The organism is Shewanella sp. AC91-MNA-CIBAN-0169, assembly GCF_040310165.1.
Classification (GTDB): domain Bacteria; phylum Pseudomonadota; class Gammaproteobacteria; order Enterobacterales; family Shewanellaceae; genus Shewanella.
In genome coordinates this window covers 21,656-45,980 of record NZ_JBEOPM010000027.1, presented here as the reverse complement: position 1 = coordinate 45,980, position 24,325 = coordinate 21,656, and the positions used below count along the sequence as shown (strand labels likewise).

Annotated in this window: 22 protein-coding genes; 6 read left to right on the top strand and 16 right to left on the bottom strand. The window is 41.4% G+C overall.

The features are described 5' to 3' along the window. Positions 1 to 10: 10 nt before the first annotated feature. Positions 11 to 958, top strand: a complete 948-nt coding sequence (secF, locus tag AAEY98_RS18685) for a protein translocase subunit SecF (protein WP_101086571.1) — start codon at positions 11 to 13, stop codon at positions 956 to 958. Positions 959 to 1,014: 56 nt separating this feature from the next. Here secF and AAEY98_RS18680 read toward each other — a convergent pair whose 3' ends face one another. Then, positions 1,015 to 1,233, bottom strand: a complete 219-nt coding sequence (locus AAEY98_RS18680) for a hypothetical protein (protein ID WP_351018744.1) — start codon at positions 1,231 to 1,233, stop codon at positions 1,015 to 1,017. Beyond that, positions 1,226 to 1,627, bottom strand: a complete 402-nt coding sequence (locus tag AAEY98_RS18675; RefSeq protein WP_101086573.1) for a DUF3224 domain-containing protein — start codon at positions 1,625 to 1,627, stop codon at positions 1,226 to 1,228. Before AAEY98_RS18675 ends, AAEY98_RS18680 begins: the two co-directional genes overlap by 8 nt. A gap of 165 nt (positions 1,628 to 1,792) precedes the next feature. Here AAEY98_RS18675 and AAEY98_RS18670 point away from each other — a divergent pair, with 165 nt between their 5' ends. From AAEY98_RS18670 to AAEY98_RS18650, 5 genes are all read left to right on the top strand, one after another. Further along, positions 1,793 to 2,113, top strand: a complete 321-nt coding sequence (locus AAEY98_RS18670) for a putative signal transducing protein (RefSeq protein WP_101086574.1) — start codon at positions 1,793 to 1,795, stop codon at positions 2,111 to 2,113. Between the two features lie 385 nt (positions 2,114 to 2,498). Further along, complete coding sequence (locus tag AAEY98_RS18665) at positions 2,499 to 2,858, top strand: rhodanese-like domain-containing protein (protein ID WP_162023543.1); 360 nt, start codon at positions 2,499 to 2,501, stop codon at positions 2,856 to 2,858. An 8-nt stretch (positions 2,859 to 2,866) separates the two neighbouring features. After that, the gene (locus AAEY98_RS18660; RefSeq protein WP_351018741.1) at positions 2,867 to 3,778 is read left to right on the top strand and encodes a precorrin-2 dehydrogenase/sirohydrochlorin ferrochelatase family protein; all 912 of its coding nucleotides are present in this window, start codon (positions 2,867 to 2,869) and stop codon (positions 3,776 to 3,778) included. 78 nt (positions 3,779 to 3,856) lie between these two features. Beyond that, the gene (locus AAEY98_RS18655) at positions 3,857 to 4,393 is read left to right on the top strand and encodes a YaeQ family protein (protein WP_101086577.1); all 537 of its coding nucleotides are present in this window, start codon (positions 3,857 to 3,859) and stop codon (positions 4,391 to 4,393) included. A 234-nt stretch (positions 4,394 to 4,627) separates the two neighbouring features. After that, positions 4,628 to 5,230: a CBS domain-containing protein gene (locus tag AAEY98_RS18650; protein WP_242445127.1), complete on the top strand. Its 603-nt coding sequence runs from the start codon at positions 4,628 to 4,630 to the stop codon at positions 5,228 to 5,230. Positions 5,231 to 5,327: 97 nt separating this feature from the next. Here AAEY98_RS18650 and AAEY98_RS18645 read toward each other — a convergent pair whose 3' ends face one another. The 14 genes from AAEY98_RS18645 to AAEY98_RS18580 form a co-directional block, all read right to left on the bottom strand. Further along, a complete protein-coding gene (locus tag AAEY98_RS18645; RefSeq protein ID WP_351018738.1) occupies positions 5,328 to 7,772 on the bottom strand; it encodes a S8 family serine peptidase in 2,445 nt (814 codons plus the stop codon). A gap of 473 nt (positions 7,773 to 8,245) precedes the next feature. Next, positions 8,246 to 8,623, bottom strand: coding sequence for a rhodanese-like domain-containing protein (locus AAEY98_RS18640; protein ID WP_443024174.1), 378 nt, complete (start codon positions 8,621 to 8,623; stop codon positions 8,246 to 8,248). Between the two features lie 13 nt (positions 8,624 to 8,636). Continuing rightward, on the bottom strand, positions 8,637 to 8,849 hold the full coding sequence (locus AAEY98_RS18635) for a YgaP family membrane protein (protein ID WP_101086581.1): 213 nt from the start codon (positions 8,847 to 8,849) through the stop codon (positions 8,637 to 8,639). A gap of 45 nt (positions 8,850 to 8,894) precedes the next feature. Beyond that, positions 8,895 to 12,155 (bottom strand): efflux RND transporter permease subunit, encoded by a 3,261-nt coding sequence (locus AAEY98_RS18630; protein WP_162023540.1) that lies wholly within the window; start codon positions 12,153 to 12,155, stop codon positions 8,895 to 8,897. Positions 12,156 to 12,160: 5 nt separating this feature from the next. After that, positions 12,161 to 13,222, bottom strand: a complete 1,062-nt coding sequence (locus AAEY98_RS18625; RefSeq protein ID WP_192116324.1) for an efflux RND transporter periplasmic adaptor subunit — start codon at positions 13,220 to 13,222, stop codon at positions 12,161 to 12,163. 200 nt (positions 13,223 to 13,422) lie between these two features. Then, a complete protein-coding gene (locus tag AAEY98_RS18620) occupies positions 13,423 to 14,706 on the bottom strand; it encodes an OmpP1/FadL family transporter (RefSeq protein ID WP_101086584.1) in 1,284 nt (427 codons plus the stop codon). A 406-nt stretch (positions 14,707 to 15,112) separates the two neighbouring features. Continuing rightward, the gene (gene putP, locus AAEY98_RS18615) at positions 15,113 to 16,573 is read right to left on the bottom strand and encodes a sodium/proline symporter PutP (protein ID WP_182744553.1); all 1,461 of its coding nucleotides are present in this window, start codon (positions 16,571 to 16,573) and stop codon (positions 15,113 to 15,115) included. Between the two features lie 134 nt (positions 16,574 to 16,707). Next, entirely contained in the window at positions 16,708 to 17,415 is a 708-nt protein-coding gene (locus AAEY98_RS18610) for a DUF3379 domain-containing protein (RefSeq protein WP_101086586.1), read from the bottom strand. Next, positions 17,408 to 17,971, bottom strand: a complete 564-nt coding sequence (locus tag AAEY98_RS18605) for a sigma-70 family RNA polymerase sigma factor (protein WP_011638133.1) — start codon at positions 17,969 to 17,971, stop codon at positions 17,408 to 17,410. Before AAEY98_RS18605 ends, AAEY98_RS18610 begins: the two co-directional genes overlap by 8 nt. Before the next feature lie 101 nt (positions 17,972 to 18,072). Beyond that, positions 18,073 to 19,707 (bottom strand): BatD family protein, encoded by a 1,635-nt coding sequence (locus AAEY98_RS18600; protein WP_351018733.1) that lies wholly within the window; start codon positions 19,705 to 19,707, stop codon positions 18,073 to 18,075. Next, entirely contained in the window at positions 19,701 to 21,806 is a 2,106-nt protein-coding gene (locus AAEY98_RS18595; RefSeq protein WP_351018731.1) for a VWA domain-containing protein, read from the bottom strand. Before AAEY98_RS18595 ends, AAEY98_RS18600 begins: the two co-directional genes overlap by 7 nt. Then, positions 21,806 to 22,825, bottom strand: a complete 1,020-nt coding sequence (locus tag AAEY98_RS18590; protein ID WP_351018728.1) for a vWA domain-containing protein — start codon at positions 22,823 to 22,825, stop codon at positions 21,806 to 21,808. The genes AAEY98_RS18595 and AAEY98_RS18590 overlap by 1 nt, the downstream gene beginning before the upstream one ends. Continuing rightward, entirely contained in the window at positions 22,819 to 23,367 is a 549-nt protein-coding gene (locus AAEY98_RS18585; protein WP_351018725.1) for a DUF4381 domain-containing protein, read from the bottom strand. The genes AAEY98_RS18590 and AAEY98_RS18585 overlap by 7 nt, the downstream gene beginning before the upstream one ends. Further along, positions 23,368 to 24,303, bottom strand: a complete 936-nt coding sequence (locus tag AAEY98_RS18580; protein ID WP_351018722.1) for a DUF58 domain-containing protein — start codon at positions 24,301 to 24,303, stop codon at positions 23,368 to 23,370. Between the last annotated feature and the right edge of the window lie 22 nt (positions 24,304 to 24,325).

The following is a 24,325-nucleotide window of genomic DNA, read 5'->3' as shown; positions in this document are numbered from 1 at the left end:
GAAGTTGAATATGTTGCAAATATTTTCAGTAAAGAAAACAGTCGACTTCCTTCGTCATGCACTTCCTATTAGTGTAATGTCGTTGATCTTAGTTATTGCTTCTTTTGTATCGCTAGGCGTACAAGGTATTAACTGGGGCTTAGACTTTACCGGCGGTACGGTTGTTGAAATGGAGTTTTCAGCACCTGTTGACTTGAATGCTTTACGTGCGACCATGACCACAGCGGAAGCTGAAGGTGCGGTAGTACAGAACTTTGGTTCAAGCCGCGATATATTGGTGCGTTTACCGGTAAGAAATGAGTTAAAAAGTGATGTGCAGGTTGCAGCAGTATTAACTGCTGCACAGTCAATTGATTCAGGCGTGATTCAAAAGCGTGTTGAGTTTGTTGGGCCACAAGTAGGTAAGGAATTAGCGGAGCAGGGTGGCTTAGCCGTTATTGTTGCTTTAATCTGTATTCTTATCTATGTATCATTTCGTTTTGAATGGCGTTTAGCTGCAGGTTCTGTAGCGGCGCTAGCCCATGACGTTATTGTGACCTTAGGGGTATTTTCGGTATTACAGCTTGAGTTTGACTTGACCGTATTGGCAGGTTTATTAACAGTTGTGGGTTACTCACTTAACGATACCATCGTAGTGTATGACCGTATCCGTGAAAACTTCCTTAAAATGCGTAAAGGCACCCCTGTAGAGATTGTGAATACCTCAATCACTCAGACCATGAGTCGTACTGTTATTACTACAGGTACTACATTAATTACCGTTATTGCGCTGTTTTTAAAAGGCGGCACAATGATCCATGGTTTTGCGACTGCATTGCTACTCGGTATTTTTGTTGGTACATACTCATCGATTTACGTGGCAAGTTATTTAGCCATTAAATTGGGTATCAACCGTGAGCACATGTTACCGGTAGAGATTGAGAAAGAAGGTGCTGATCAGCCTTCAATGATGCCTTAATAAGTATTATTAATCTTAATCGCTAAAAAGAAACCCCAGCTTGCTGGGGTTTCTTTTTATGCCTTAGTTATGTTCTGTTGTTCTGCTAAATGCACTTCACAGGCAGCCATCAAGGTTTTGTGCCATTGAGTTTGTGGGTCGATTATCAGCGCTTCCCACCCATCACTGCCGAGTATATCAACACTGAGAAACATCAGTGAAGTTACCATCATCTTCCCAGATACTCTAAATGTACCGATATTAGTCTCTAAACGAGAAATGGTTATTTTAGTCATGATGCAAAGTGATGAGGTAATCTGCTTGGCCGTTTTCGGTTGAGGTAAACTCACCGTGGCCGATAAATTGATGCAAGTTATCGGTACCCGAGTCAGCTATTACATTGAATTGGCTTTGTGCAACACCTTGTGAGAATACCCCATTATGTTGTAACACTATGGTGCCGGATATTTCTGGCGTGTTTATGGTTAAGTGCTCCATTCCGACAAATACCGCTGCCTCCCCATTTTGATATGACATTACATAGCGAATTTGAGCAGAACCATTGATATCACCAGAATACGTTTGGGTAATTTCGGCAATGGTTTGTTTGCTGTTATTGTCGTGTTCAGCATATGCCGATTCATTCCAAGCGGTGATTTGAAATACACCTTTTAAGACTATTTTTGTCATGTAGAGCCCTGCTTATGATGTTATTAAATGCGAAGAGTTCATATAAAGTTAACATAATCATTGTCTATGACAAATGTCCAATTTATAAACAACACTCGACAGATTTTGGTAGAGGCAGTAGGATGAAACAAATTTGCCAGCAAGAGCAATGCAGTAGGATAACGCATGGAACAACGAAAAGTATTATTAGCCGGTGGTAATTTACTGCAGGCTCACACATGGAAAGGGCTACTGGAAACCAGTGGAATTGAAGTTGATCTTAAAGGTGAAGCACTCATTGGTGGTGTAGGCGGTTTACCGATTGAAATGCAAACGGTAGAATTATGGGTAGCAGACAATCAACTTGTCACTGCGCAAACCTTACTCGATTCACTCGATATTGAACAGCCTCAATGGCAATGTGTCCAATGCCATGAAATAAACGAAGGCAGTTTTGAATTGTGTTGGCAATGTAGTTCGCAAAGAAGTGAAATGCATAACGAATAAACCCGTATGATGGTTTTTTAACGTTGAAAGCCATCTTTCATGACCACATATTATTCAACATAAACGGGGTTTAATCGCGACGTAAATATTAGACGAAAAGTGTCTAAGTCAATTTACGTTTAGTAATAAAGAGCCTAGTTTATAAATATGCGCCCGTTTAGTTGAGCCACTAGGATTGCATATGTGGCTTATTTTGGGGCAATTAGCGCTTATTCATGTAAATGACACCATCATAAACTCCTCGTTATAGTAAATTGCCACTAACTGCAGCAAAATTGCTTTCAAAAATCCAATAGACTCTAATGATTAAACTACTTTTAGGTTTATGACGTATGTAGTGCTAATTTGTCACAAATGAGTGATTTAACTAACTTAAGGAAACGCTATGCAACCCTCTCCAGCATTCGCCAGTTTGGTCGATTCTGTTATGCCACATGTTAGCTTGTTAACCATTGAGCAATATCAACAACAAGATCAATGGCAATTAATTGATGTGCGAGAAGATAACGAATGGTTACAAGGGCATTTACCTAATGCAAAACACCTCAGTCGTGGCATTATTGAACGTGATATAGAGCATCGTTTTCCGGATAAAAATACTCCAATATTACTTTATTGTGGCGCAGGCCAGCGTGCAGCATTATCTGCCTATAATTTACAACTTATGGGTTATACGCAAGTCGCCTCAATGGTTGGTGGCTACCGTGCTTGGATACAACATCAATTCCCTATCGTTGAAGACTGAGTAGATTAATGCAATATTTCCCTTTGTTTGTCGATACTCAAGGTTTGAAGGTCTTATTGGTTGGTGCTGGTGAAGTTGCCACACGTAAACTCGATTTGTTGTCTCGTACGGATGCTCATATTCATGTCATAGCGCCGACGGTTGCCAATGATATTGAAAACTATTATACGCAGGGGCGGATCCAGCTGTCTCGTCGTGAAGTATGTGCTGATGATATTGCCAATGTGGATATCATTTACCTTGCTACTGCCGCTGAGCAATTGAATATGGATTTTGCGCAGTTGGCCACAGAGCGGGGGATTTGGGTGAATGTGGTCGATAATCCTAAATTTTGTCGATTTATTACGCCTTCGATAGTGGATAGAGGCCGGTTAGTGGTTGCGATAAGTACAGCTGGTGCCGCACCTGTTTTCGCTCGAACCATCCGTTCACGCCTCGAAACTATGCTACCGTCATCATTAGCGCCTTTATTTGATTTTGTTGCCAGCAAGCGCGAGGAAGTACAACATAAATTATTAGCAGGCAAAGATAGACGTTTATTTTGGGAACGTTTTTTTACCACTAACCAAGATAAATTCGATGCATTAACAGAACAACGTTACCTTGAGTCTTTTGAAGACTTTAGTGTTAAAGGTGAGATTCTTTTGTTAACCGAGGATACGCCGGCACATTTACTCCCTATTGCAGCAATGCCGCTATTACAGACATTAGACGTGGTTTACAGTGATAGTGCGCTTGATAGTGAGATTAATGAATTATTAAGGCGAGACGCAAGCAGAGAAGCGGTGCCATTGTTAAGTGATATCACTCATCAATATGAACATGGATCTCGTATGTTAATCGTGTCTTCTGCTGCTAAAGTCGCCCAGTTCAGCGCGCATTTTCCAATGGCAAAACATCTACGCCCTGGTGCTATTTAACCCAATATGTACGATGTTCTATTATGCCGAGTCTACTTTGTAGTAGACTCGGTTTTTTTATACTTGTTGGAACCTTTTATGGCTGCTAAAGCTACCGTCTTTAAAGTCTCGCTGCAGATTGCAGATATGGACCGTCATTATTATGCCGATCATCAGTTTACCTTAGCCCAACATCCGTCCGAAACCGATACGCGCATGATGGTGCGTTTACTGGCATTTGCCATTAATGCATCCGAAACTTTAGTGTTTAGTAAAGGGTTATGTGTTGATGATGAAGCTGAACTTTGGGATAAAAATCTGAGTGGTGAAATCGATCTTTGGGTTGAGTTTGGTCAAGCTGATGAGAAATGGCTTAGAAAAGCCTGTGGTCGGTCAAAACACGTTATTCTTTATACTTATGGTGGCCGAAGTGTGCCTATTTGGTGGCAGCAGAACCAGCAAGCGTTTGCTCGCTACGATAATTTAACTGTGATTAATTTTCCAGAAGATGCGGTGAAACAAATGGATGTATTTGTTAATCGAAATATGGCGTTACAAGTTAGTCTTAGCGAAGGGCAAGTGTGGTTGTCGGATGCAAATAATAGCGTGTTAATAGAGCCTGAAACGTTAAAGTAGTGGTATTTACGTGATTTGGGTTGCTATCACATTTTGCTATCATACTTACGATCACAGTAAAGTGAATTTAACCTTAATTTATCAAAAATTAATTAAATTTAATCAAATGGGTCTTGTACTAATAAAATCACAGGCAGATAATCAAATCATGCAGTGAACATCACAATAAATTATAAATCATTAATAAATATGATGTTTCACGTTTCGCGATGGTTGTTGATTAAGGATGTTATTGTGAAGAAATTAGCCCTATACCCAGTAGAAAAAATTGATGAATTAACTTCACCAGAAGCCCATGAAGATATCTCAGTACTATCCTCAGCATTAAACGTGTTTACTGATTTTAAGAAAGTGACACCTATGGTGATAGAATCGAGCACGTCGGCGGTTAAGGTCGAGCACTTAATGCAGAAGTCGCATGTACGTCTTAAATTAGTCATAGATGATAAAGATAAGTTTATTGGCCTAATCAGCTTTGAGTCTTTACATAATCAAGAAATATTAAAACGTGTTGCAGCTGGTCATCAGCGTGAGCATTTAAGTGTTGCAGATTTTATGATCCCTAAAGAAGATCTGAAAGCGATTGATTTTGAAGATTTAAGTTATGCTCGTATTGGTGATGTTATTGAGACATTACAATCAGCAGGACAGCAACATTGTTTAGTGGTTGACCGATCTAATCATGCTATTCGTGGTGTGCTATCTGCTAATGATATTGCTCGTCGATTAAAGCTTGCTGTCGATGTGAGTACACCAAACTCATTTGCATCTATATTTGAAGTGATTGCCAATATTCAGCAGCCTGCCGTGTTGCAAACAACACAACCTCACTATTAGATTTTTAATTATTAGTCTGCTAACTGTTAAAAAGTTAATCCATCAGAAATAAAAATAGCCACATAATGTGGCTATTTTTGTAATCAACGAAATAATATTACTGGAAGCTTAAGCTCCAAGTATCAATATATCCAGTATCTTGTCTCGCATTATCAACTGCTTTTAATGTCCATACACCACTTGATTCTACACCTGCCATATTAGCCGTATAAGTTTGGGTTAGGTTATCGGTTCCACCACCAGTGTTGTTATGCAGTACAACAGTTTGACCTGTTGGGCTAACTAACTGGATTTTTAAATCACCAATATAAGTATGAATAATTCCAATAGACACTGATACCGTTCCTGAATCGCCAGTGCGGCTAACAGTAATAGGGCTAGTGATACCACTAGTGTTGTTGTCTGGAATCGTATAATTTCCGGTATTGTTGTAGCTCGCTGGGCCGCCTGTGTTGCTGCCACCAGTGCTACCAGCGGTGTAGTTAGCCACTAAATTTACACCACTAAATGCACTATAACCTTGTAGCATCACATAGTAAGTACCAGATTGAGGCGTCGCAATTGGGCAAGACTCTGCATTACCACCTTTCCATGGACGACAGTCGTAACTGCTGCTGGTAGGTGATGCGCCATACTGCACATATAAGTCAGCATCGCCAGTGCCACCACTCATAGTGAAGCTTAAGTCTGTCGCGCCTGCAGGAACGTCTAACGAGAAATATAATTCATCGTTTTTAGCGCCAGCTAAGCCTGTTTTTACCACGCCTTTTTCAAGTACGCTGTCACCAGAGCCTGTACCAGGATCGGTTGGACCATTACATGATTCGTCTAGGTAAGCCTTTGCTGCTGTTGCATTAACCATCCCGTAACCAGTTTGGTTATCACGACCGGCAACGCTTAAGTCATCTGCTGTGGCATTTAATGCCGCACGCACTTGGCTGGCGCTACACTCTGGGTGGTAACTCCACACTAATGTTGCTACGCCTGACACATGCGGTGTTGCCATTGAGGTGCCATTGTAATATTCATAATCTCGATTGCCTTGATTACTCACAGTGGCTGACTGACCCAACTTGGCTTTAAGTACAAGCCCCGTAGCCCGATCAACAGACATCGACGGAATCAGAATTTCACTATTAGCGTCCACTAGGAAAGGATTTTGTAACCCTGGTAGTGCAGTGTTACTGTATACAATGACACCTTTGGCACCGGCTGTTTTACAGGCTTTAACCGAGTTTATTTCAGGGTAACTTGAGCCTTGGTTGCCTACACGCTCAACAAGACAGATTTTATTGGTCATGCTACCGCAATTAAAACTGGTTCCATTTACAGTACATTCCGCTAAGGTTCCTGTTGCACTTGCGTTAATTGGTGCCGAAGTGTAGCTAGTACCTGACGGGGTTAAACGGTTGTGCGGCACTACACCATTGTTAAAGTATGACTGACCGCCAATAGTTATATCGGCTAAACGACCTTCGCCAACGGTAACCGTTGATAGAATTGCCTCGCCAGGACCTGAAATCTCAACTTGGTCTGTATACTGTGAAAAAGCGGCATGATCAAGATTGCTGTCAACCGCAGCAACAGACATTACGCTATCATAAGATGCTGGGTAGCTATAACTACTGTCGCCAGCATTACCTGCAGCTGCAATTAATAGCACCCCATTGTTATAATGAGCATTTAATGCATTACGCTCAGTTGTGGTTGAACCACTGCCACCTAAACTCATTGTGACTACGTTTGCACCACCTGAAGTAACACAGGTATCAATAGCAGCGACTAAAGACGATGAGTAGCCCCATCCGGCTTCGTTAAACACTTTTACAACATGAATATTGGCATTCTGGTTAGGCATAACCCCGACCACACCTTCATTGTTCGCTATTGCGGCAATGGTACCTGCTACGTGAGTACCATGGGCATTATTATTACCTGGTTGATACCAGTTACCTGTACCTGAGTTATTGGTCCCGGTTGCATTGTTACCACTTAAATCATTGTGGCTACGGTCATAACCAGAATCAATAATACAGATAGTACGATTACCTGCTTGGCTGTCGCTTAACACTGTCGCACCAACAAAGGTTTGTCCCCAAGGTGTTGTCTCCGCAAGCAGTCTACGGGGTAAATCCTCTTCCACGTATTCAACATCTTGACGCAAACGTAATGCTTTAAGAGAGGGAGAATCGAGTTTAACTGAGTAGCTATTACTACGACCTACACGCTTCATTTCTCGTGCCTTTACGCTGTTCAAAGCTCTAAACTGGGTAAATACTTCGTTAGAACGAGGCTCGTAATCCATGCTGTTGTCGGCTTCAACATTCACATTTTGCACAGCGGCATTGCCATTAAGAGTCTGAGCAGCATTATCATTTCTGAACTTGACGATATATCGTTTAGGTAAAGGTGATTGTTGTTCAATCTGTTGATTAGTTGCAGAGAGTTGTGACGGGGTTGGTGCTGCGTTTACTTGAGTTGAAATAGCCAAAGCGAGTGCTGTCATGCTAAGCACGACCGTTGGGTTTTTATGCTTTTTCATATTATCTTCCATGTTAATCAGGGTGGGACGTAATGTCTTTTATAATTATGTTTTACAGATAAGCTATTTTGCCTATCTGTCTAAAAGGTAACCACATTTTTGCCTGGTGTAAACAAGTTGTTAGTGTTTTTTGTCAAGTAACTGGTGTTATAGAACGGATTTATTTGAGTTTTTATTCATCAAAAACGACTTAACATTCACTTAGAGCTCGAGTTGATAGAATGTTATCTTTCGAGCGTTAATGGAGTTAACTTTATGAAAGCGCTTAACTAGAAAGTGCATAAACGGATCCGTTTTATGCTAATAAATAATTATCTAATATTAAGTGTAAAGATTTTTTTACATAAAAATATAAGGAGTGAAAGCAGTAAGGTTTATCGTATTGATATGAAGAGAATATCAATACGATAAACCATTGTATTTGCTTAATAAAACCACAGTTGTAAATGTGTGACTTTAGATTGTTAGTGAGGTTATCGTGCTGATATTAAGCTATCAAAACCACCCGCATTATAGGTATTGGTGTAACCCTGTTTAACTAATGATTCCTGTGCAATACCACTACGGTTGCCGCTGCGGCAGTAAAGAACCACTTCGGCGTCTGTATCGATATTGAGCTTTGCCAACTCTGGGACGATAATCTCAAATGGAATATTAATCGCACCGTCAATATGTCCAGCAGCAAACTCTTCAGCAGTGCGCACATCAATTAACGTTACACCGCGGTCTATTTTTTCCCAAGCAACGCTAGGCTCTTGCTCTGCAGCCCAAGTAGGCATAAGCGATGCCGCTAATAAGACCAACATCGCTAAGATAGATTGAATAGACAGCAGCATAGATTTTTTAAGCACGATAATTTCCTTGTTATTTATTTAAGGCTATTTCAGCTGCAGTTTTGACGCCGAACTTTTTCATTATCATCGCAGCAGGACAAAAGCCTGTAAAAGCACTCTGAAATAGATTAGCGCCGACAAATACTGTAAGCCAGACAAAATGTGGGCTAACCGTTGCGGTTAACACAAGAGATAATAAAACCATAAAGCCGGCAAAGGCCATAATATTTCGTTCTAATGACATGTTTAGCTCCTTATTGGGCGATGCCCAGTGAATAATATAATTTTGTTACACATGCTTATGTTTCATTACTGAAAAATACAACACTGGAATCACCACCAAGGTTAAAATAGTTGAGATAAAAATCCCAAATATTAAACTAATGGCTAAACCGTTAAAAATAGGGTCATCAATAATAAATAATGCCCCAATTATTGCTGCTAATGCTGTCAACATAATGGGCTTTGCCCTTACCGCGCCAGAGTGGATAACCGCTTGTTCTAACGGAACGCCTGCGGCAGTTTGTTGATTAATGAAATCAACCAGCAAAATTGAGTTTCGGACAATAATGCCTGCTAGCGCTATCATGCCTATCATAGAAGGAGCCGTGAATTGAGCGCCTAATAAAGCGTGGCCAGGCATAACACCTATGATGGTCAATGGAATGGGCGCCATGATGATTAACGGCACGATATAAGATTTAAATTGGCCCACAACAAGTAAGTAAATAGCTATCATACCAACGGCATAAGCAATGCCCATATCGCGGAAGGTTTCATATGTTATTTTCCATTCACCATCCCATAGAATCGACACATCGGTTAATCCATCAGGCTGATTAACCAAATTTTGTTGAATTGGATAACTAGTGTCACCTTGTTCATTTTGCTGATTAATCTGGCTGACCATATCGAACATGCCATAAAGTGGGCTACCCGTTGGCCCTGCCATATCGGCAATAACCATTATCATAGGCACCATATTTTTATGGATAATGGGTGCATTAATCACTTGTTGTTGCACCTTAACTAATTCAGTTAGCGGTACTGTTTCACCTGATTGAGTCGGTAGGCGTAATAACAAGACTTGCTTTAGATCTACTTTAGCGGCTTCATCAAGCTGTAATCTAATCGGCGTGGGATGAGCTAACTGTGCTTGATGCAAGTAACTGACGTCCTTACCATCAACAGCAGTGCTGATCGTATCCACAATACTGGCGTAAGAAACACCCATTAAGCTGGCTTTATTTCGATCAATGATCACTTGCCACTTTTGTTGTTGCGCTGGCAAATATATATCCATATCAACAACGTATTCGGTATCTCTGAAACGTTGCAATAAGTCATTGGCTGCTTGTTCACGTAATTCGGTGTTAGGCGCATAAACCTCAGCAACTATAGGCGACCAAACCGGTGGCCCTGGTGGTACCTCAACAATTTTGATATTGGCTTGATAACGTAGACCAATTTTTTGCAACGGCTCGCGTACAGATGATGCAATGGTATGACTGTCGCGGTCTCGATGTTTTTTATCCACTAGATTGACCTGAATTTCACCGAGCTCTTGGCTGCTGCGTAAAAAATAATGTCGTACTAAGCCATTAAAATTCATAGGTGCATGGGTGCCCGCGTACAACTGTAAATGCTCAACTTCTTCCACACTGCTGAGATATTGACTGAGATCTTGTAATACTCTTTGAGTTTGTTCCACAGGGGTGCCTTCAGGCATATCAACCATTACCTGAAACTCAGACTTATTATCAAAAGGCAGCATTTTTAGTACTACAGCTTGCATTACAGGTAAGGCGATAGCGAAGGCAATCAATAATACGATACCTAAAGCCAAGCCTTTTCGCGCTTTTGGCGCATGTTCGCCGAGTAAAAAAGGACTCATTATTCGCGTAAATAGACGGGTTAATCGATTGTCTTCTTCTACTGGGATACCTGTGTCAGGCGCTTTATTGTTTGAACTATGTATCTTTTTGTGAGGTTTTAACAATATGCGGCTTAACCATGGGGTCATAATAAACGCGATTAAGAGCGAAATAATCATTCCCATACTGGCATTAATCGGAATTGGGCTCATGTATGGACCCATTAGTCCAGATACGAACGCCATTGGCAATAGGGCGGCGATAACGGTGAAGGTAGCTAATATCGTTGGCCCACCGACTTCATCAACGGCATGAGGGATGAGCTCGCTTATGGGTTTATCACTCATTGCCATATGCCGATGAATATTCTCTACCACCACGATGGCATCATCGACCAAGATACCAATGGAGAATATAAGTGCGAACAATGAAATTCGGTTTAGAGTGAATCCCCATGCCCAAGATGCAAATAAGGTTATGGCGAGAGTAATGATAATGGCTACACCAACGACGGCAGACTCACGAAGTCCCATGGTGAAAAATACCAGTAGTACTACCGCAGATGTGGCAAAAATCAATTTGAAAATAAGTGTATTAGATTTATCTCCAGCGGTTTTACCGTAGTTGCGAGAGATAGCGACATTGACATTATTGGGAATTAATACGTTATCGACAGCATCGATTTTAGCTAATACGGCATCTGCAATGTCGACGGCATTTTGCCCCGCCTGTTTACCAATCGCGATGGTTATAGCCGGGTAAGTCCCCTTATCTGTTACGTGCCAAACATGTTGTTTAGGAATATCACTTTTAAGGCTCACATCGGCGACATCAGATAAATAAACTGCACGAGGAAATGGACTTTTCTCCGTTATAGACTCGGGTTGATTAACTTTAATCAGCAGATTATTAACATCATCAGGCGTGCGTAAAAACTGCCCCGCTTGCAGTTTTATTTCTTGATTAAACTGCGTCATCGAGCCGACTGTAGACAGTTGGTTATTATCTTGTAATGTGGCACTAATATCGTTGAACGTTACGCCGAAACTGTTCATCTTGACAGGATCAATACGCACATTTAACACCATCTCGTGGCCACCTTGGCTATAAATTTCTCGAGTACCCGGTATCCGCTTTAGCTCTGTTTCTAGGCCCGATGCGACCAAGGTAAGCTGCTCTGCAGTGATGTTTGGATCTTGAGACCAGAGCGTCAACCCTACTATAGGTACGTCGTCAATACCTCTAGGTTTGATTAACGGCTCACCAATGCCTGCTGCATGGTTAAACTTATCGCTGTTTGAATACAGTTGATTGTACAAATTAACCACAGCTTCATCTCGTGGGACACCAACGTCAAAAATAGCGATAATGAGCGCGCCATCGGGCTGGGAAAATGAGTACAGGGTATCAATGCCTTTTATTTGAGAAATTATCCGTTCTGCAGGTAAGGTGACCTGATTTTCAACCTCCGTCGGTGTGGCTCCAGGGTAGGGGATAAACACATCAGCAAAAGTCACATCAATTTGAGGTTCTTCTTCTTTGGGGGTAATAATCACCGCAAAAAGGCCGAGTAATAAACCTAGAATAGCCAGTAATGGGGTAATGGCACTGTGTTGAAATGCTTTTGCTATTGAGCCTGAAAGGCCAAGTTTTATCGATTCATTAGGTGTTGTCATCAGGTTTACTCCTGACCTTTCGCTGCTGAGGACATAATTAAATATCGTCCAGCATCGATAACAATTTCATCGCCTTCCATTAACCCTGATAATACTTCAGCAGTATTATTCTGATGGTCTACTCGGCCGATACGCACTTGGTTAAGCACAATCTTGTCTGAATGTTTACGATACACTGACGTTAAGTCACTGACTTGATGTATGGCCGATAATGGGATCATTAAACTCGTTCGACTAGGGAAGTTAACGACTACCTTAATCCACTGACCTACAATGACGTCTTCCATGTTACTGGCATCAATATTGACTCTGACTTGATGCTGATGAGTTAACGGATCGGCAAATTGATAGACGTTAATATCATTTGAAATGATTTCATCGCCGTTGAACAATTGAACACTCACTTGCTCCTGTTGTTGCACCTGAGCAACGTCTTGCTGGGGAATTTGAAATACAGCTCTAAGGTGTTGAGTATCGTAGCCAGAGAACAACGCTTGGCCGTAAGATATGGTTTCACCTTGTTCGATAAATCGATGGGTCATTCGGCCACTAAAAGGCGCACTCACGACAGTGTAATTTAAACTCTCTTTGGCCTTTATTAACTGTGCTTGAGCAGCACTGACTGCTTGTTTGCTGGATTTTGCTTTGGCAGTGGCTTCATCCATGGCACCTTTTGATATGGCGCCCTTGGGAAACAATGTTTTATAACGAAGATATTGTGCTTGGGCCTCACTGTTTAGCGCTTCTGCTTTAGCGAGATCCGCTTCTGCCCCCGCGTATCCAGCGCCTTGCTCTTTATTGGTGATTTCTAATAATGCAGCGCCTTGTGGGACGAGATCATTCACATCAAAATGAATATTAATAATCCGTCCTGAGGTTTGTGCAGAAATCGTTGCCGCTTTAATTGCTTCAATTTTTGCATCATAAATACGGGGTTGATATTGTTCTGAATACTCTAGCTTTAATGTAGCAACATCAGAGGCTTGCACTGTATAGGATACTATTGTGGCTAGTACCGTTGTTGCGAGAATTGTGCCGAGGAATAAATTATTAGATAAGCGAGACATAGTGATAGCCTAATGTGAAGTCTATAAGAAAATTCTAATGGACTTTGCACCGTTAAGCAACCGATATATTGTAAAATCGTATAGATTAGAACCCTATGATATAAATGGCATAAAAAAACCGCCAATTAACAATAAAAGGCGGCTTGGTTGGAAACTTTTAGCCCGTGGTGAGCGGGCTAAAAAAGGGTAAATACTGCTAATTAAAAACTGTAGTTATATTGTACTGAGTAGTAAACCGCATTTGAACGCGTTTGTGCTGAAATCTCACTGTTGTAGCCAGGCACTTGAGCAAGAAGGTTACTATTTTCTAGTACAGTAACATCTTCTCCGCGTACAAAAGCGATACCTAAATCAACGCTTGATTTTGCATTTAAATCGTAACTCACACCCGCGGTGTACCAAGTTCGATCAGAATCAGGTATTGATAATGATGAATGCTGATTAACTACGCCCTGATCGGTTGCGACACCTGCGCGTAAAGTCCAGTCTTGAGTGAGGTTATAAGTCGCGCCTAGGCTTAAGAACCACGAATCTTTCCAGTGGTATTCTTTTAAATCTGCTTGGTCGACACCATTGGCACCATCTTTAACCACGATTTTGTCGAATGCACTCCAATTGGTCCACTGTGCAGTGTAATGCACGGCAAATTTATCCGTTAGCTGGTGGAAACCGGCAAACTGAGCAATATCAGCGATAGGAATATCAATTTCATTGTATTCAGTGTAAAGATAATTTACATCACCTTTGGCGGTAAGTTTTGGGCTAATACGATAACTTAAACCAAAGCGATTATCTGGATTAACTTCATACACAACACCAACAATCCCACCTAATGCCCAACCATCTGCATCGACATCGACTAGACTACCAATCTGTGGGTTTTCGCTAGTACGAGTTAAGGTTCCGCTGCCGTAAACGGCATCAACACCAAAACCAAAACTGAACTCATCATTAATGCGATAAGACATACTGGTGTTGAAGTTAATAGTAACCACTTCTGTATTACCGAGTAAGTCTACTGGAGGTGGCAGTGGTACTGCATTGCCGCTAATGGTAGGGGTTCTGTTTGCCAAGTCACCTAAATCGGTGCCAGTGCCGTAGTTACTGAATACCGCAACGCCAAACGCCATTTTGTCATTAATTGGATTGATGTAATAAAAATTGGGGATAACTTTTGCTTCTGCAGCATTATGCTCACTACCAAAAGCAACGTCTTGTCCGGCAAAACTGCCTTGTGCATCAGATACTGATACATCAATGTCTGCATAAACAACACCTAAAGATAGCGCTGTTTCATCAAAAAGAGCCATGGCTGCAGGATTACGAGATAGAACCGATGCGTTGTCAGCAATAACGGCATCACCCGCCATTGCACGACCAATACCAGTAGCAGATTGGCTGTTTAACTGAAAACCAGCAGCGGATGCTTGTGCACTGAGTAGGCCTACCGCGGTAGCAATGAGGGTCTTGTGGAATTTATTCATTATTATGTCCCATTTATTATTACCGTTTTGCACAAAGTTTATTCACTTCAAGCATTTGACGGTCAAAATTTTAGGCATATTAGGTAAGTGTGACTAATGTAACAACTCCGACCAGATGTTAGTTGTTGTTAATATTAAGTTAATTCTGGTTTTTAATCGTGAAGTAGGTGTTTGATAGCATGGCAGTATATGTAAATTTATCAGCAGTTTTAGATAACCATTACTGTGCAGTTAGTTTAAGTTAAAGTTTATTCATAGTGGATTTTAGAGACTAATCAGATGAGATTTATCGAAGCTTGTTAGGTCATTCGTTGGTATTGACACTCGATTATAAGATTAGTAGCTCAACCTCTGCAATTACAGCGGTTGAGCTATTAAAATGACTAATACAGCCTTTTATTGGAGTTTATTGTGTTTTTAAAGATTCTCGAAAATCGGCAAAGTCGGCGATAGTTTTCGGTGTTGGTGGTGACATTTTACTGACGATTACCCCCACTAACATTGCGAAAATAAATCCAGGGACGATTTCATACAACTCAAAAATACCGCCAGTCAGTTGTTTCCACACGACAACGGTAAGAGCACCCACTAGAATGGTTGATATCGCACCATTACGGCTATAACCTTGCCAAAATAGTGATAATAACACCACGGGACCAAATGCAGCTCCAAACCCAGCCCATGCGTAACTGACGAGTCCTAATACGCTGCTTTCAGGATTAAGTGCAACAACGCCGGCTACTAATGCAATGGCAATAACGCCAATACGGCCTACTAACATTAACTCTTTACTGCTGGCTTGTGGACGTAACCATTTAAGGTAAAAGTCTTCTGTGATGACACTAGAGCAAACCAGTAATTGTGAGTCAATAGTACTCATAATGGCAGATAAAATAGCGGCAATCAGCAAGCCGCCAATCCATGGATTAAAAGCGGCATGGGCTAAATGAATAAAGACTGTTTCTGAGTTCTCAAGTGGCTCTGCAGCAAAATAAAGACTACCGGCAATACCCGTTGCTAAGGCACCAACTAACGACACTAACATCCAGCTCATGGCGATACGACGAGATAACACTAAATCTTTTGGACTGCCGATAGCCATAAAACGAGACAAAATATGCGGTTGGCCGAAATAACCTAATCCCCACGCTAATAGCGACACGAGTCCAATGACGGTGGTGTTTTCGTTAATAAACGACAACATAGCAGGATCGATTTGTTCAAAACTTGCTTGAGTATCGGGTTGGCTGAAAATTGCAATGGGTACAATTAATAATGCAATTAACATTAAGCAGCCTTGAAAGAAGTCAGTCCAGCTGACGGCAAAAAATCCACCTACGAAAGTATAAGACACAATGATGAATGAACCGATCAGTAAGGCGAGGTTATAATCGAGGCCGAATACTTTTTCAAATAATATCGCACCGCCCACCATGCCTGAAGAAGCATAGAAAGTGAAAAAGATCAGGATCGTTAATGCCGAAACCAATTTCAATAGTCCATGAGAGTCATTAAAACGGTTTTCAAAAAAATCGGGTAACGTCAAAGAATTATTGGCAACTTGGGTATAAATTCGCAGTCGTTTTGCAACAAATAACCAATTAAGCCACGCACCAAACACTAACCCAAATCCAATCCAGGCTTCACCTAAACCACTTAAATACACCGCGCCAGGTAAGCCTAATAACAACCAACCAGACATATCTGATGCGCCAACACTTAACGCTGTTACTGCGGGCCCCATTTTGCGACCACCGAGAATGTAATCATCAACAGTGTCTGTTTTACGATAAGCCCAGTAACCGATACCCATCATTAAGGCAAGATATCCGATAAAGGTAATGATGATTGGCGTTTGAATTTCCATATTGCTTCCAGGTGATTATTTTTATGGTCGACATGCTAGCAGAAGTTTGATCTAGTTCACACTTTGATTTTTTAAGATGAAAAAAAATCCGCTATTCCAATGAAGTAGCGGATTTTAAATCATTAATTTATAAATTATATAAAGGTATTTTCAACTTCTTTTTTGACAAACTCAAGGTCAGAAGCGGGCTCGCCCACTAACACCATATAGGCGTCGGCTGTTTGAAAGCTTTGGCCTTTGTATTGATTGTCTGCAAATGCTTCTTCTAACACAATACGACTTTCGACGGGCACAATAAACAAAGTGACTTTGTTTCCGTTCTCGTCGGCCATCACTAAATGCAATGATTTAACACCTTGGAAGTCGCAATAAGAGGTGTAAAAAACACGGCCTGGTTGTTGGATAAATTTCGAATCACTTAATCCTTCTAAACTGGCTAGTTTAAAGTTTACGTCATTAAAACCAATATCCTGTTCCATCACTAATGCTTTGGTTTCATGATGAACATGAGCCAACGAGTTTTCCCCTAAGTTTACTGGCGTGAAGCGTAATAAACTAAAGCTAACTCCCACAATAAAGGCAACTGAAGCAGCCATTGCCATTAAGTAACGGGTCTGTTTTTTGTTTTTTTGATGCTGACTCAATTGCTGTCGTAAAATTAACTTATCAGCAAGCCCATCAGGCACACTAATATTGAGTGCTTGAGTGAGTCTATGATCAAATGCTTGTAGATCTTTGACAAATTTAGCATCGTCTTCATTTTCAGCTAAATGAGCTAAAAAATCGTCGGCTTGATTATTGGGGTCACCGTATGCATGGCGACGAAACTGTAGATCATCCATTTGATTGACCTCTTACCTCTGGTGCTTCGAGAGCGTCTTTTAACTGGTTTCTGGCTCTAAATAAACGGGTCATTACCGTATTTCGATTGAGTTCTAGCATGGTGGCAATCTCTTCACCACTAAACCCGCCAATCAGCTGCAATAACAACGGCTCTCGATATTCGATATCGAGTTTACCTATTTGACGACGTAACCAATACTGCTCGGTATCTTCTTCATGACTTGTCGATAGTACATCTTCAAGTAAATCTTGTTCTACGTCGCTGTAGTCAAATTGTTTACGCTCAAAACGTCTGGCATTTTCCCGTCTTAAAATGGTAATTAGCCAGGCTTTAGCCGCTTTTTCGTCATTTAATGAGTCCAAAGAACGCCACGCCCTTAAGAACGTTTCTTGAGTAATATCTTCAGCAACATGTTTATCACCACACAACCAAAAGGCGTAGCGAAATATGTCGGTGTGAAGAGCCCTGACAAGGCTATCGTATCGTCGTTGTTTTGTTAGCATCTCAGATAAGACCGCAGGTTCGGACTTTTTCTTTCGCAATGAATCAAACATTTTTTAACTTTTTTGAGTTAATAATATGTAACAGCTTAAAAAGGAGGAGGATTAATAGCAAGCTAAATAGCAGCATCTAGCTACTATTTAGCTTTTTAATGTTATGGATTTAGCTCTGCTATTATTGATTTTTTATTGGCGAGAGGGGGTTGTTGATAAGCCAAAATGGCATCCATTAACGATTTTTTATCAATCGCTTGTGGTTTATTGCTATATTTGTCTGCTTGTAGCTTATTCATTGCTAACGCTAATTGTTCTGATAAACCGCTGATTTGAGCCAAAGTCATCAATTTACCTAAACGTTCGCTAAAGTAGGCTTGTACCGCAATAATCGCCGCACTGCTGTCGTTACGGTCGCATGCATGAATAATTGCATTGAGTCCAGTCGTTGCTGTTTTTCTAGGTATTTTGAGGTTTTTATTGTCTTGATTAAATTGTGGCAACGTGCGGTTTACCGATGCTGCTTTACGCCATAATACTAAAGTGATGAGCCATAATACCGCCAGAACAGCACTCAGTAACGGCCAATATCCGCTGGCTTGAACTGCGCTAAAACTATCCGCTGGTGGAATATCTGTCGTAGCCGTTGTGCTGCCTATAACGTTAATCGTACGGGCTGGCAATGTGGCAAATTGTTGCTTTTTAAGATGTGGGTTCCACCAAGGAACATTTATCTCAGGTAGAGTATAAGTACCTGGTTTTGTTGGCACAATAGCAGTAGTGATACTGTATTGTGATACCACTTGATTGTCGCGAACAAAAGTTTGTCTTAACGGCTTTTCTGGATAAGCTTTTAAGCCGTCGGCCAGTGGAATATCGATGTCGGGTAAACTAGTGTCATCGGTATTAGATGCAATTAAACTAATTGTGCGGGTAATTGGGCTGCCCACTTCAAATTCGCTGATATCGTCCGGCCACGTCTCTTTTAATACCGCAATATCGCTGACTAACCATTTTCCTTGGTAACTTGGCGGTGTTGAATTGATTTGAATGACTTCTCTTTCCGCTTCTGTTTGCATTGGCCGACTTTCATTAAAGCCAAACATACCTCCGCGTCTAGGGGCTTCAACAAGTACATCGCCTGAGAAACTGGCGCCATTGATAACTAACTCCCCTGGCAGATCGGCAATAATACCGTAAGTGCGTTCAATGACTCTAAAGCGACGGCCATCAATGATCTCACTGCCATCTTTGTCTTCGCCTATTTGCTTGATTTGCGCGCCTTCAATAACGGGAGCACTTAATACTCCTCGTTGTAATTCTACTGCAAGGTATAGTTTTACTTTATAAGTGATTAATTGGCCCACATAAGCTTCTGAGGCACTAGTGTTGATGTTAATAAATACGTTTTGTACTTCGTCGGTAGTTGAACCTTGTGGAATAACTTTTAAGGTAATTGAGTTTGAGCTAATTCCTTTGATGTTAAACGCCGGTATGGTGACATTGCCCACTGACTTAGGTGACAATAATACCTGCCAGCGAGTTTCTTTGGTGGTGTCAAAGTTAACCATTTTAGTGCTGCGGCCAACGCTAGTTCTTCCAACAATAAAGTCATCGAGCAATACTGAGGTATCTAATGCCCCCGCATTTAGATCATCATCGGCAATAATATCGAGTACGAAATACTCGCCGGTAACAATTGGATTTCGGTCTATGGTTGCTTGTACTTGGCTAAGTGCAAATACCGGTGCAGCAATGATGAATAGCAATAGGCTAAAAAAAGTTCTGATTACCACTGTTCATTTTCCTTAGGCGGTTGACTATTTTGACGACGTTTTAGATATTCAAGCTGCATTTTATTGCGGATTAACACTTGTGGATCTTCGTTTATGGCGCGAAGGGCACGTTGCATATCTGCAGGCAAATCATCTTGATTAATTTGTGAAGCCGAGATCATTTCTGATGGTTTGCCATCTTTTATGTCTTCGGTATTTGACTCTGTTGACGACGGTACAGCACTCATTTTTTGGTTGCCATCATCTTGTTGGTCTCCATTTTTAGTTGCACTGGCCTGCATGCTAGATTCGTTACTAGCTGGAGAATCTTGCGTTGAATCATCTTGCTGTGAAGTGTTGTTATCTTCAGAGGTTGATGATTGTTGATCCGAACCATTTTGTTGCTGACCATTTTGCTGTTGTGCTTCGTTTTGTGACGATTCGGATTGTTTATCATCTTGTTGTTCATCGCGGTCTGATGGCTGATCACTTTGTGATTGCGGTTTATTATTATCAGATGAACGATCATTTTTATTGTCAGATTGGTTTTCAGCGTTCTGTTGTTGGTTTTGTTGGCCAGATTGGTCTTGTTGACCTTGTTGGTTTTCCTGTTCTCCAGACTGTGATTCGTCGGAATCGGCTTGTTGAGATCCATTTTCATCGGAAGATTGTTCTGATGTAGAGTTGTCATCATTTGAGTTAGATGGATCTTGCTCTGATTTATCAGATTGCTGATCTGATGACTCTTTTTGTTGTTCAAGCAATTGCTGGGCTAAGGTCAAATTCTGTTTTGCTTCAGTAAACGGTGATTGAGCCGCAATAGCTTGTTGATACCGCTTAATGGCCTCTTGATAATCTTTAAGCTGCATTAGGGCATTCCCTTGGTTATATAAACCTTGGGCGCTGCTGTCTTGTTCATAGCCTTCTAGCGCTTGTTGATAATTACCGGCTTTGTATTGCGCAGAGGCTTGCCATTGGGGGTTTTCGAATGTTTCCGCTGCTTGGGTAAATTCACCTTGTTCAAATGCAGACTGTGCTTGTTGGTCTTTAGTTTTCCATAAGTCCTGCCACACAGAGGCTTGTGCTGGTTGACTGTTGGCTAGACTAAATGTCATTGCCGTAGCGAATAGCAAGCTAGGGCTAAGCATGAGGGTTAAGAATCCTTGCCTAAAACTCATTAACATCGGGATGATTAATAGCATAGCTAAATATGGACCCAGATCTTGCCAAGTTTCGCCAGCAAGATCCGTTTCGGTTGCCTTGCCATCAGTTGCCAGCCAGTGGGTGAGGGTGGAGATATCGCTACCATCTGTTTGAGCTGGCACAAGGATCCCTTGATGTTGTTGGACAAGTTTCTGCAATAGACCGTAATCGGTTTTAGCGACGACGATTTCATTACTATTATCACGCAATAATTGACCATCAGCTAAACGAATGGGTGCACCTTGTTTACTGCCAAAAGCCATGATCGATAAACGATAACGGCTGTTAAGTGCGCTGCTTGCTTGATTAAATTGTTGTGCAGAAATGCCATCGGTCATGACAATAATATCGCCACTGACATGACCACCTTGAGCCAATAGTTTTTCTGCTAGAGATAACGCCGCTGTTAAGTTAGATCCTTTAGTGGGCATAATATCGGGTGATAATGTTGGCAGTAAGTTTAAAATAGTGTCACGGTCGCGGGTTAACGGGCTAATGGTATAAGCATCACCAGCATAGGCAATCAACCCTGTTTCGCCTTCTTTTAATTCATTTAATAAGTCGGTCGCTCTAAATTTAGCGTAGGACAAGCGATTTGGACTTAAGTCGGTGGCATACATGGACTGAGACATATCCATAATGAGCACTCGACCTTGTTCGGTTGCAAATACTGGCAGATTTTTTTTGTTTAATGCCGGCCCTGAAAGCGCAATCACGGCGACTATCCAACTGGCAATTAAAAGCCATTTGGGTTGATGACTTTTTTCGACAGTTTGAGTGATTAATAATTGGCTTAAATGTGGAGCTATATATTGTTTCCATGCTGATTGCTGGCTATGTTTACGCCAAAATAATGCACTTAATATTAATACCGGAATGAACCCTAATAGCCATTCAGGGCGAATGAAATGGATCATTATTGATTCGCCTCTTTGGTTTGGTTAGTTTTAGTCTGGTTGGTTTTAGCCAATAACTGACCTGGCCATTGTTGCTGCAAACTGATTAAAAAACTAATCAGTAATGACATTAATAACGGCCAATAAAATAACTCACTTTTGGGACGATAACTCAATTGATCACGACTCACTGGTTCTAACTTGTCTATTTCTTGATAAATGCTGGCTAACTCTTCACTGTTTCGGGCTCTAAAATAACGCCCCTTAGTCATGGCAGCTAATTTTTTGAGTTGGCCTTCGTCTAAGTCCATTGATGGATTAATGCGCTCTTTTCCAAAAATAGTTCGGCGTTCTAATATTTCTGCGCCAACCCCGATAGTATAAATAGTGATGTTACGTTTCGCGGCAATTTGTGCGGCGACTTCTGGTTCAATATTACCTGCATTATTAGAACCATCCGTTAACAGAATGAGCACTCGATTACTTTCGTCAACTTTATCAAAGCGCTTAACCGCAAGGGCAATGGCTTCACCGATAGCGGTTTGCTTGCCGACTAACCCTATCTGCGCATCATCTAAAAATGTAGCAACAGAGCGGCGGTCTAAGGTGAGTGGAGCTTGTAAATAAGCATGATCAGCAAATAAAATAAGTCCGAGTCTGTCACCTTTACGTCGTTCGATAAAGTCACTAAGTACATGTTGTATTAGGGTAAACCTGTTAACAGTTTGTCCATTTATTACCATGTCTTCAATTTGCATACTGCCGGATAAATCCACCGCAATCATTAAATCACGGCCTTTTGCCGGTAATTCTATGGGATCGCCAAGCCACTGTGGTCGAGCGATTGCTAACAACAACAATATCCACATTAGCCAGTAACGTTTTCTGCTGCTTTTTCGGTTTACTGAGCTGGACACTGTAACCGTTGTAGCGATGCCGGGTAGTTGTAAATGTCCGCCGATATTATGTATGTTGATGCGTTTTATCAACAACGGAAGTGGCAGTAAGATTAATAACCATGGCCAGTAAAATGCTAGCATTTGGCCTCCAGATGTGAATTATTGGATGATAACGTTGCATCACTAAAAGGACGTTTATTGCTTAGCCAGGCTTTTGCTAAAGATTTTAATTGGGCTTTTTCGGTTTGGTCTAAACCACTTGCTTGATGTCGCTTAACTAATAGTTGACCAATCATATGTTGCTGGCCAGAGGCGAGGCGAGTATCTAACCAATCAAACCAAGGCTGACCGTTGAGTTTAGCGAGGTGTTCACGCGGTAAATAGGTAAGTGCGGTGCGTTTGAGTAAGCTGTTAACCTGTGCTGCAAAGGTATCATCTTCAATATCATAGCTATCTAGTAACGTCAGCGCTATTTTTCGTGGTGCATGATATTGATGTTGTTTATATAAACGCTTAACTAACCAGATTGCTAAGGTTATTAATATTGCTGCAATTATCCAATATCCAGGTGCGATAGGCACTGCACTGATTGGCTCTGGTAATACAATATCTTGCATTTGCGCTAAAGCGGAGGCTTTGGCATCAATCGGCAATGGCTGTGTTGGTAAGTTAGCAGTGGTCATTTAACGTAAAATATCCAATTGTGCACTGAGCGGTTTAGCGGCATCGATGAATTTAGGTTGTACTTTTATCATATTCATTAATGAGACGAATTGCTGTAACTGCTGTTGCTGAGTACTTAACCAGGCTTCATAACTTTGACGTGTTAGGGTCAGCTGTTGTTGGCCATCTCGTACGGGTAAAGAAAATTGTTTGGGTAACGCTAAGGTTCCCTGCCTTAATGGATCGGTTACCACAAAGGCACCAATATCACAGTGACGCGACAACTCTGTTAAAGGCGCTAAACATTGCTGGTTGATATGTTGGCCGTCAGTAATAATCCAAATAAGTGACCCAGGCTTAGCAATGCGCTGTAGCCGTTGGCAGGCTTTAAACATATGGCCGGGATCGGGTGATAATTGATTTATTTGGTTTAATTGCTGTTGATGGACATCAATTAACCCTGAGGTTAACTGTAAAATACCTTGGCGGCGACTACGTGGCTTTAACTCTAAGTGAGTACTTTCACTGGCAATTAATGCCCCGAGTCTATCGCCATGGTTAATGGCATTCCAACCTAACGTTGTGGCTAAATGAGCCACTTGTACCGATTGTAATAGTAGCTGGGAGCCAAAGTATAAGCTGTGGCTCAAGTCTATCAATAGCAGGATAGGGCGTTCGCGTTCTTCAACAAACAACTTAGTATGTGCAACACCTGTTCGTGCAGTGACTCGCCAGTCTATAGTACGAACGTCATCTCCATTTTGGTAATGACGTACTTCAGCAAACTCCATACCGCGGCCTTTTATTTGGCTGCTTCGGTGACCAGACAATGCTGCTTTCGCCCGCGATTTGCGATCGGGTATGGCGCGGGATAAGCTTTGACAAGCAATAAGCTCTTGCTCATTTAAGCTCACACCATCACTGTAAAGTGGTAATGAATTAGTTGGGTTCATCATAATCTAATCATGCTTAATAATA

What these genes read in the sequence shown, in the direction of transcription:
- AAEY98_RS18680 (WP_351018744.1), bottom strand. Translation starts at nt 1,233, where the DNA reads ATGACTAAAATAACCATTTCTCGTTTAGAGACTAATATCGGTACATTT.
- AAEY98_RS18660 (WP_351018741.1), top strand. Translation starts at nt 2,867, where the DNA reads ATGCAATATTTCCCTTTGTTTGTCGATACTCAAGGTTTGAAGGTCTTA.
- AAEY98_RS18675 (WP_101086573.1), bottom strand. Translation starts at nt 1,627, where the DNA reads ATGACAAAAATAGTCTTAAAAGGTGTATTTCAAATCACCGCTTGGAAT.
- AAEY98_RS18580 (WP_351018722.1), bottom strand. Translation starts at nt 24,303, where the DNA reads ATGATGAACCCAACTAATTCATTACCACTTTACAGTGATGGTGTGAGC.
- putP (WP_182744553.1), bottom strand. Translation starts at nt 16,573, where the DNA reads ATGGAAATTCAAACGCCAATCATCATTACCTTTATCGGATATCTTGCC.
- AAEY98_RS18605 (WP_011638133.1), bottom strand. Translation starts at nt 17,971, where the DNA reads ATGTTTGATTCATTGCGAAAGAAAAAGTCCGAACCTGCGGTCTTATCT.
- AAEY98_RS18625 (WP_192116324.1), bottom strand. Translation starts at nt 13,222, where the DNA reads ATGTCTCGCTTATCTAATAATTTATTCCTCGGCACAATTCTCGCAACA.
- AAEY98_RS18595 (WP_351018731.1), bottom strand. Translation starts at nt 21,806, where the DNA reads ATGATCCATTTCATTCGCCCTGAATGGCTATTAGGGTTCATTCCGGTA.
- AAEY98_RS18630 (WP_162023540.1), bottom strand. Translation starts at nt 12,155, where the DNA reads ATGACAACACCTAATGAATCGATAAAACTTGGCCTTTCAGGCTCAATA.
- AAEY98_RS18620 (WP_101086584.1), bottom strand. Translation starts at nt 14,706, where the DNA reads ATGAATAAATTCCACAAGACCCTCATTGCTACCGCGGTAGGCCTACTC.
- secF (WP_101086571.1), top strand. Translation starts at nt 11, where the DNA reads ATGTTGCAAATATTTTCAGTAAAGAAAACAGTCGACTTCCTTCGTCAT.
- AAEY98_RS18665 (WP_162023543.1), top strand. Translation starts at nt 2,499, where the DNA reads ATGCAACCCTCTCCAGCATTCGCCAGTTTGGTCGATTCTGTTATGCCA.
- AAEY98_RS18635 (WP_101086581.1), bottom strand. Translation starts at nt 8,849, where the DNA reads ATGTCATTAGAACGAAATATTATGGCCTTTGCCGGCTTTATGGTTTTA.
- AAEY98_RS18645 (WP_351018738.1), bottom strand. Translation starts at nt 7,772, where the DNA reads ATGAAAAAGCATAAAAACCCAACGGTCGTGCTTAGCATGACAGCACTC.
- AAEY98_RS18610 (WP_101086586.1), bottom strand. Translation starts at nt 17,415, where the DNA reads ATGGATGATCTACAGTTTCGTCGCCATGCATACGGTGACCCCAATAAT.
- AAEY98_RS18670 (WP_101086574.1), top strand. Translation starts at nt 1,793, where the DNA reads ATGGAACAACGAAAAGTATTATTAGCCGGTGGTAATTTACTGCAGGCT.
- AAEY98_RS18655 (WP_101086577.1), top strand. Translation starts at nt 3,857, where the DNA reads ATGGCTGCTAAAGCTACCGTCTTTAAAGTCTCGCTGCAGATTGCAGAT.
- AAEY98_RS18585 (WP_351018725.1), bottom strand. Translation starts at nt 23,367, where the DNA reads ATGACCACTGCTAACTTACCAACACAGCCATTGCCGATTGATGCCAAA.
- AAEY98_RS18590 (WP_351018728.1), bottom strand. Translation starts at nt 22,825, where the DNA reads ATGCTAGCATTTTACTGGCCATGGTTATTAATCTTACTGCCACTTCCG.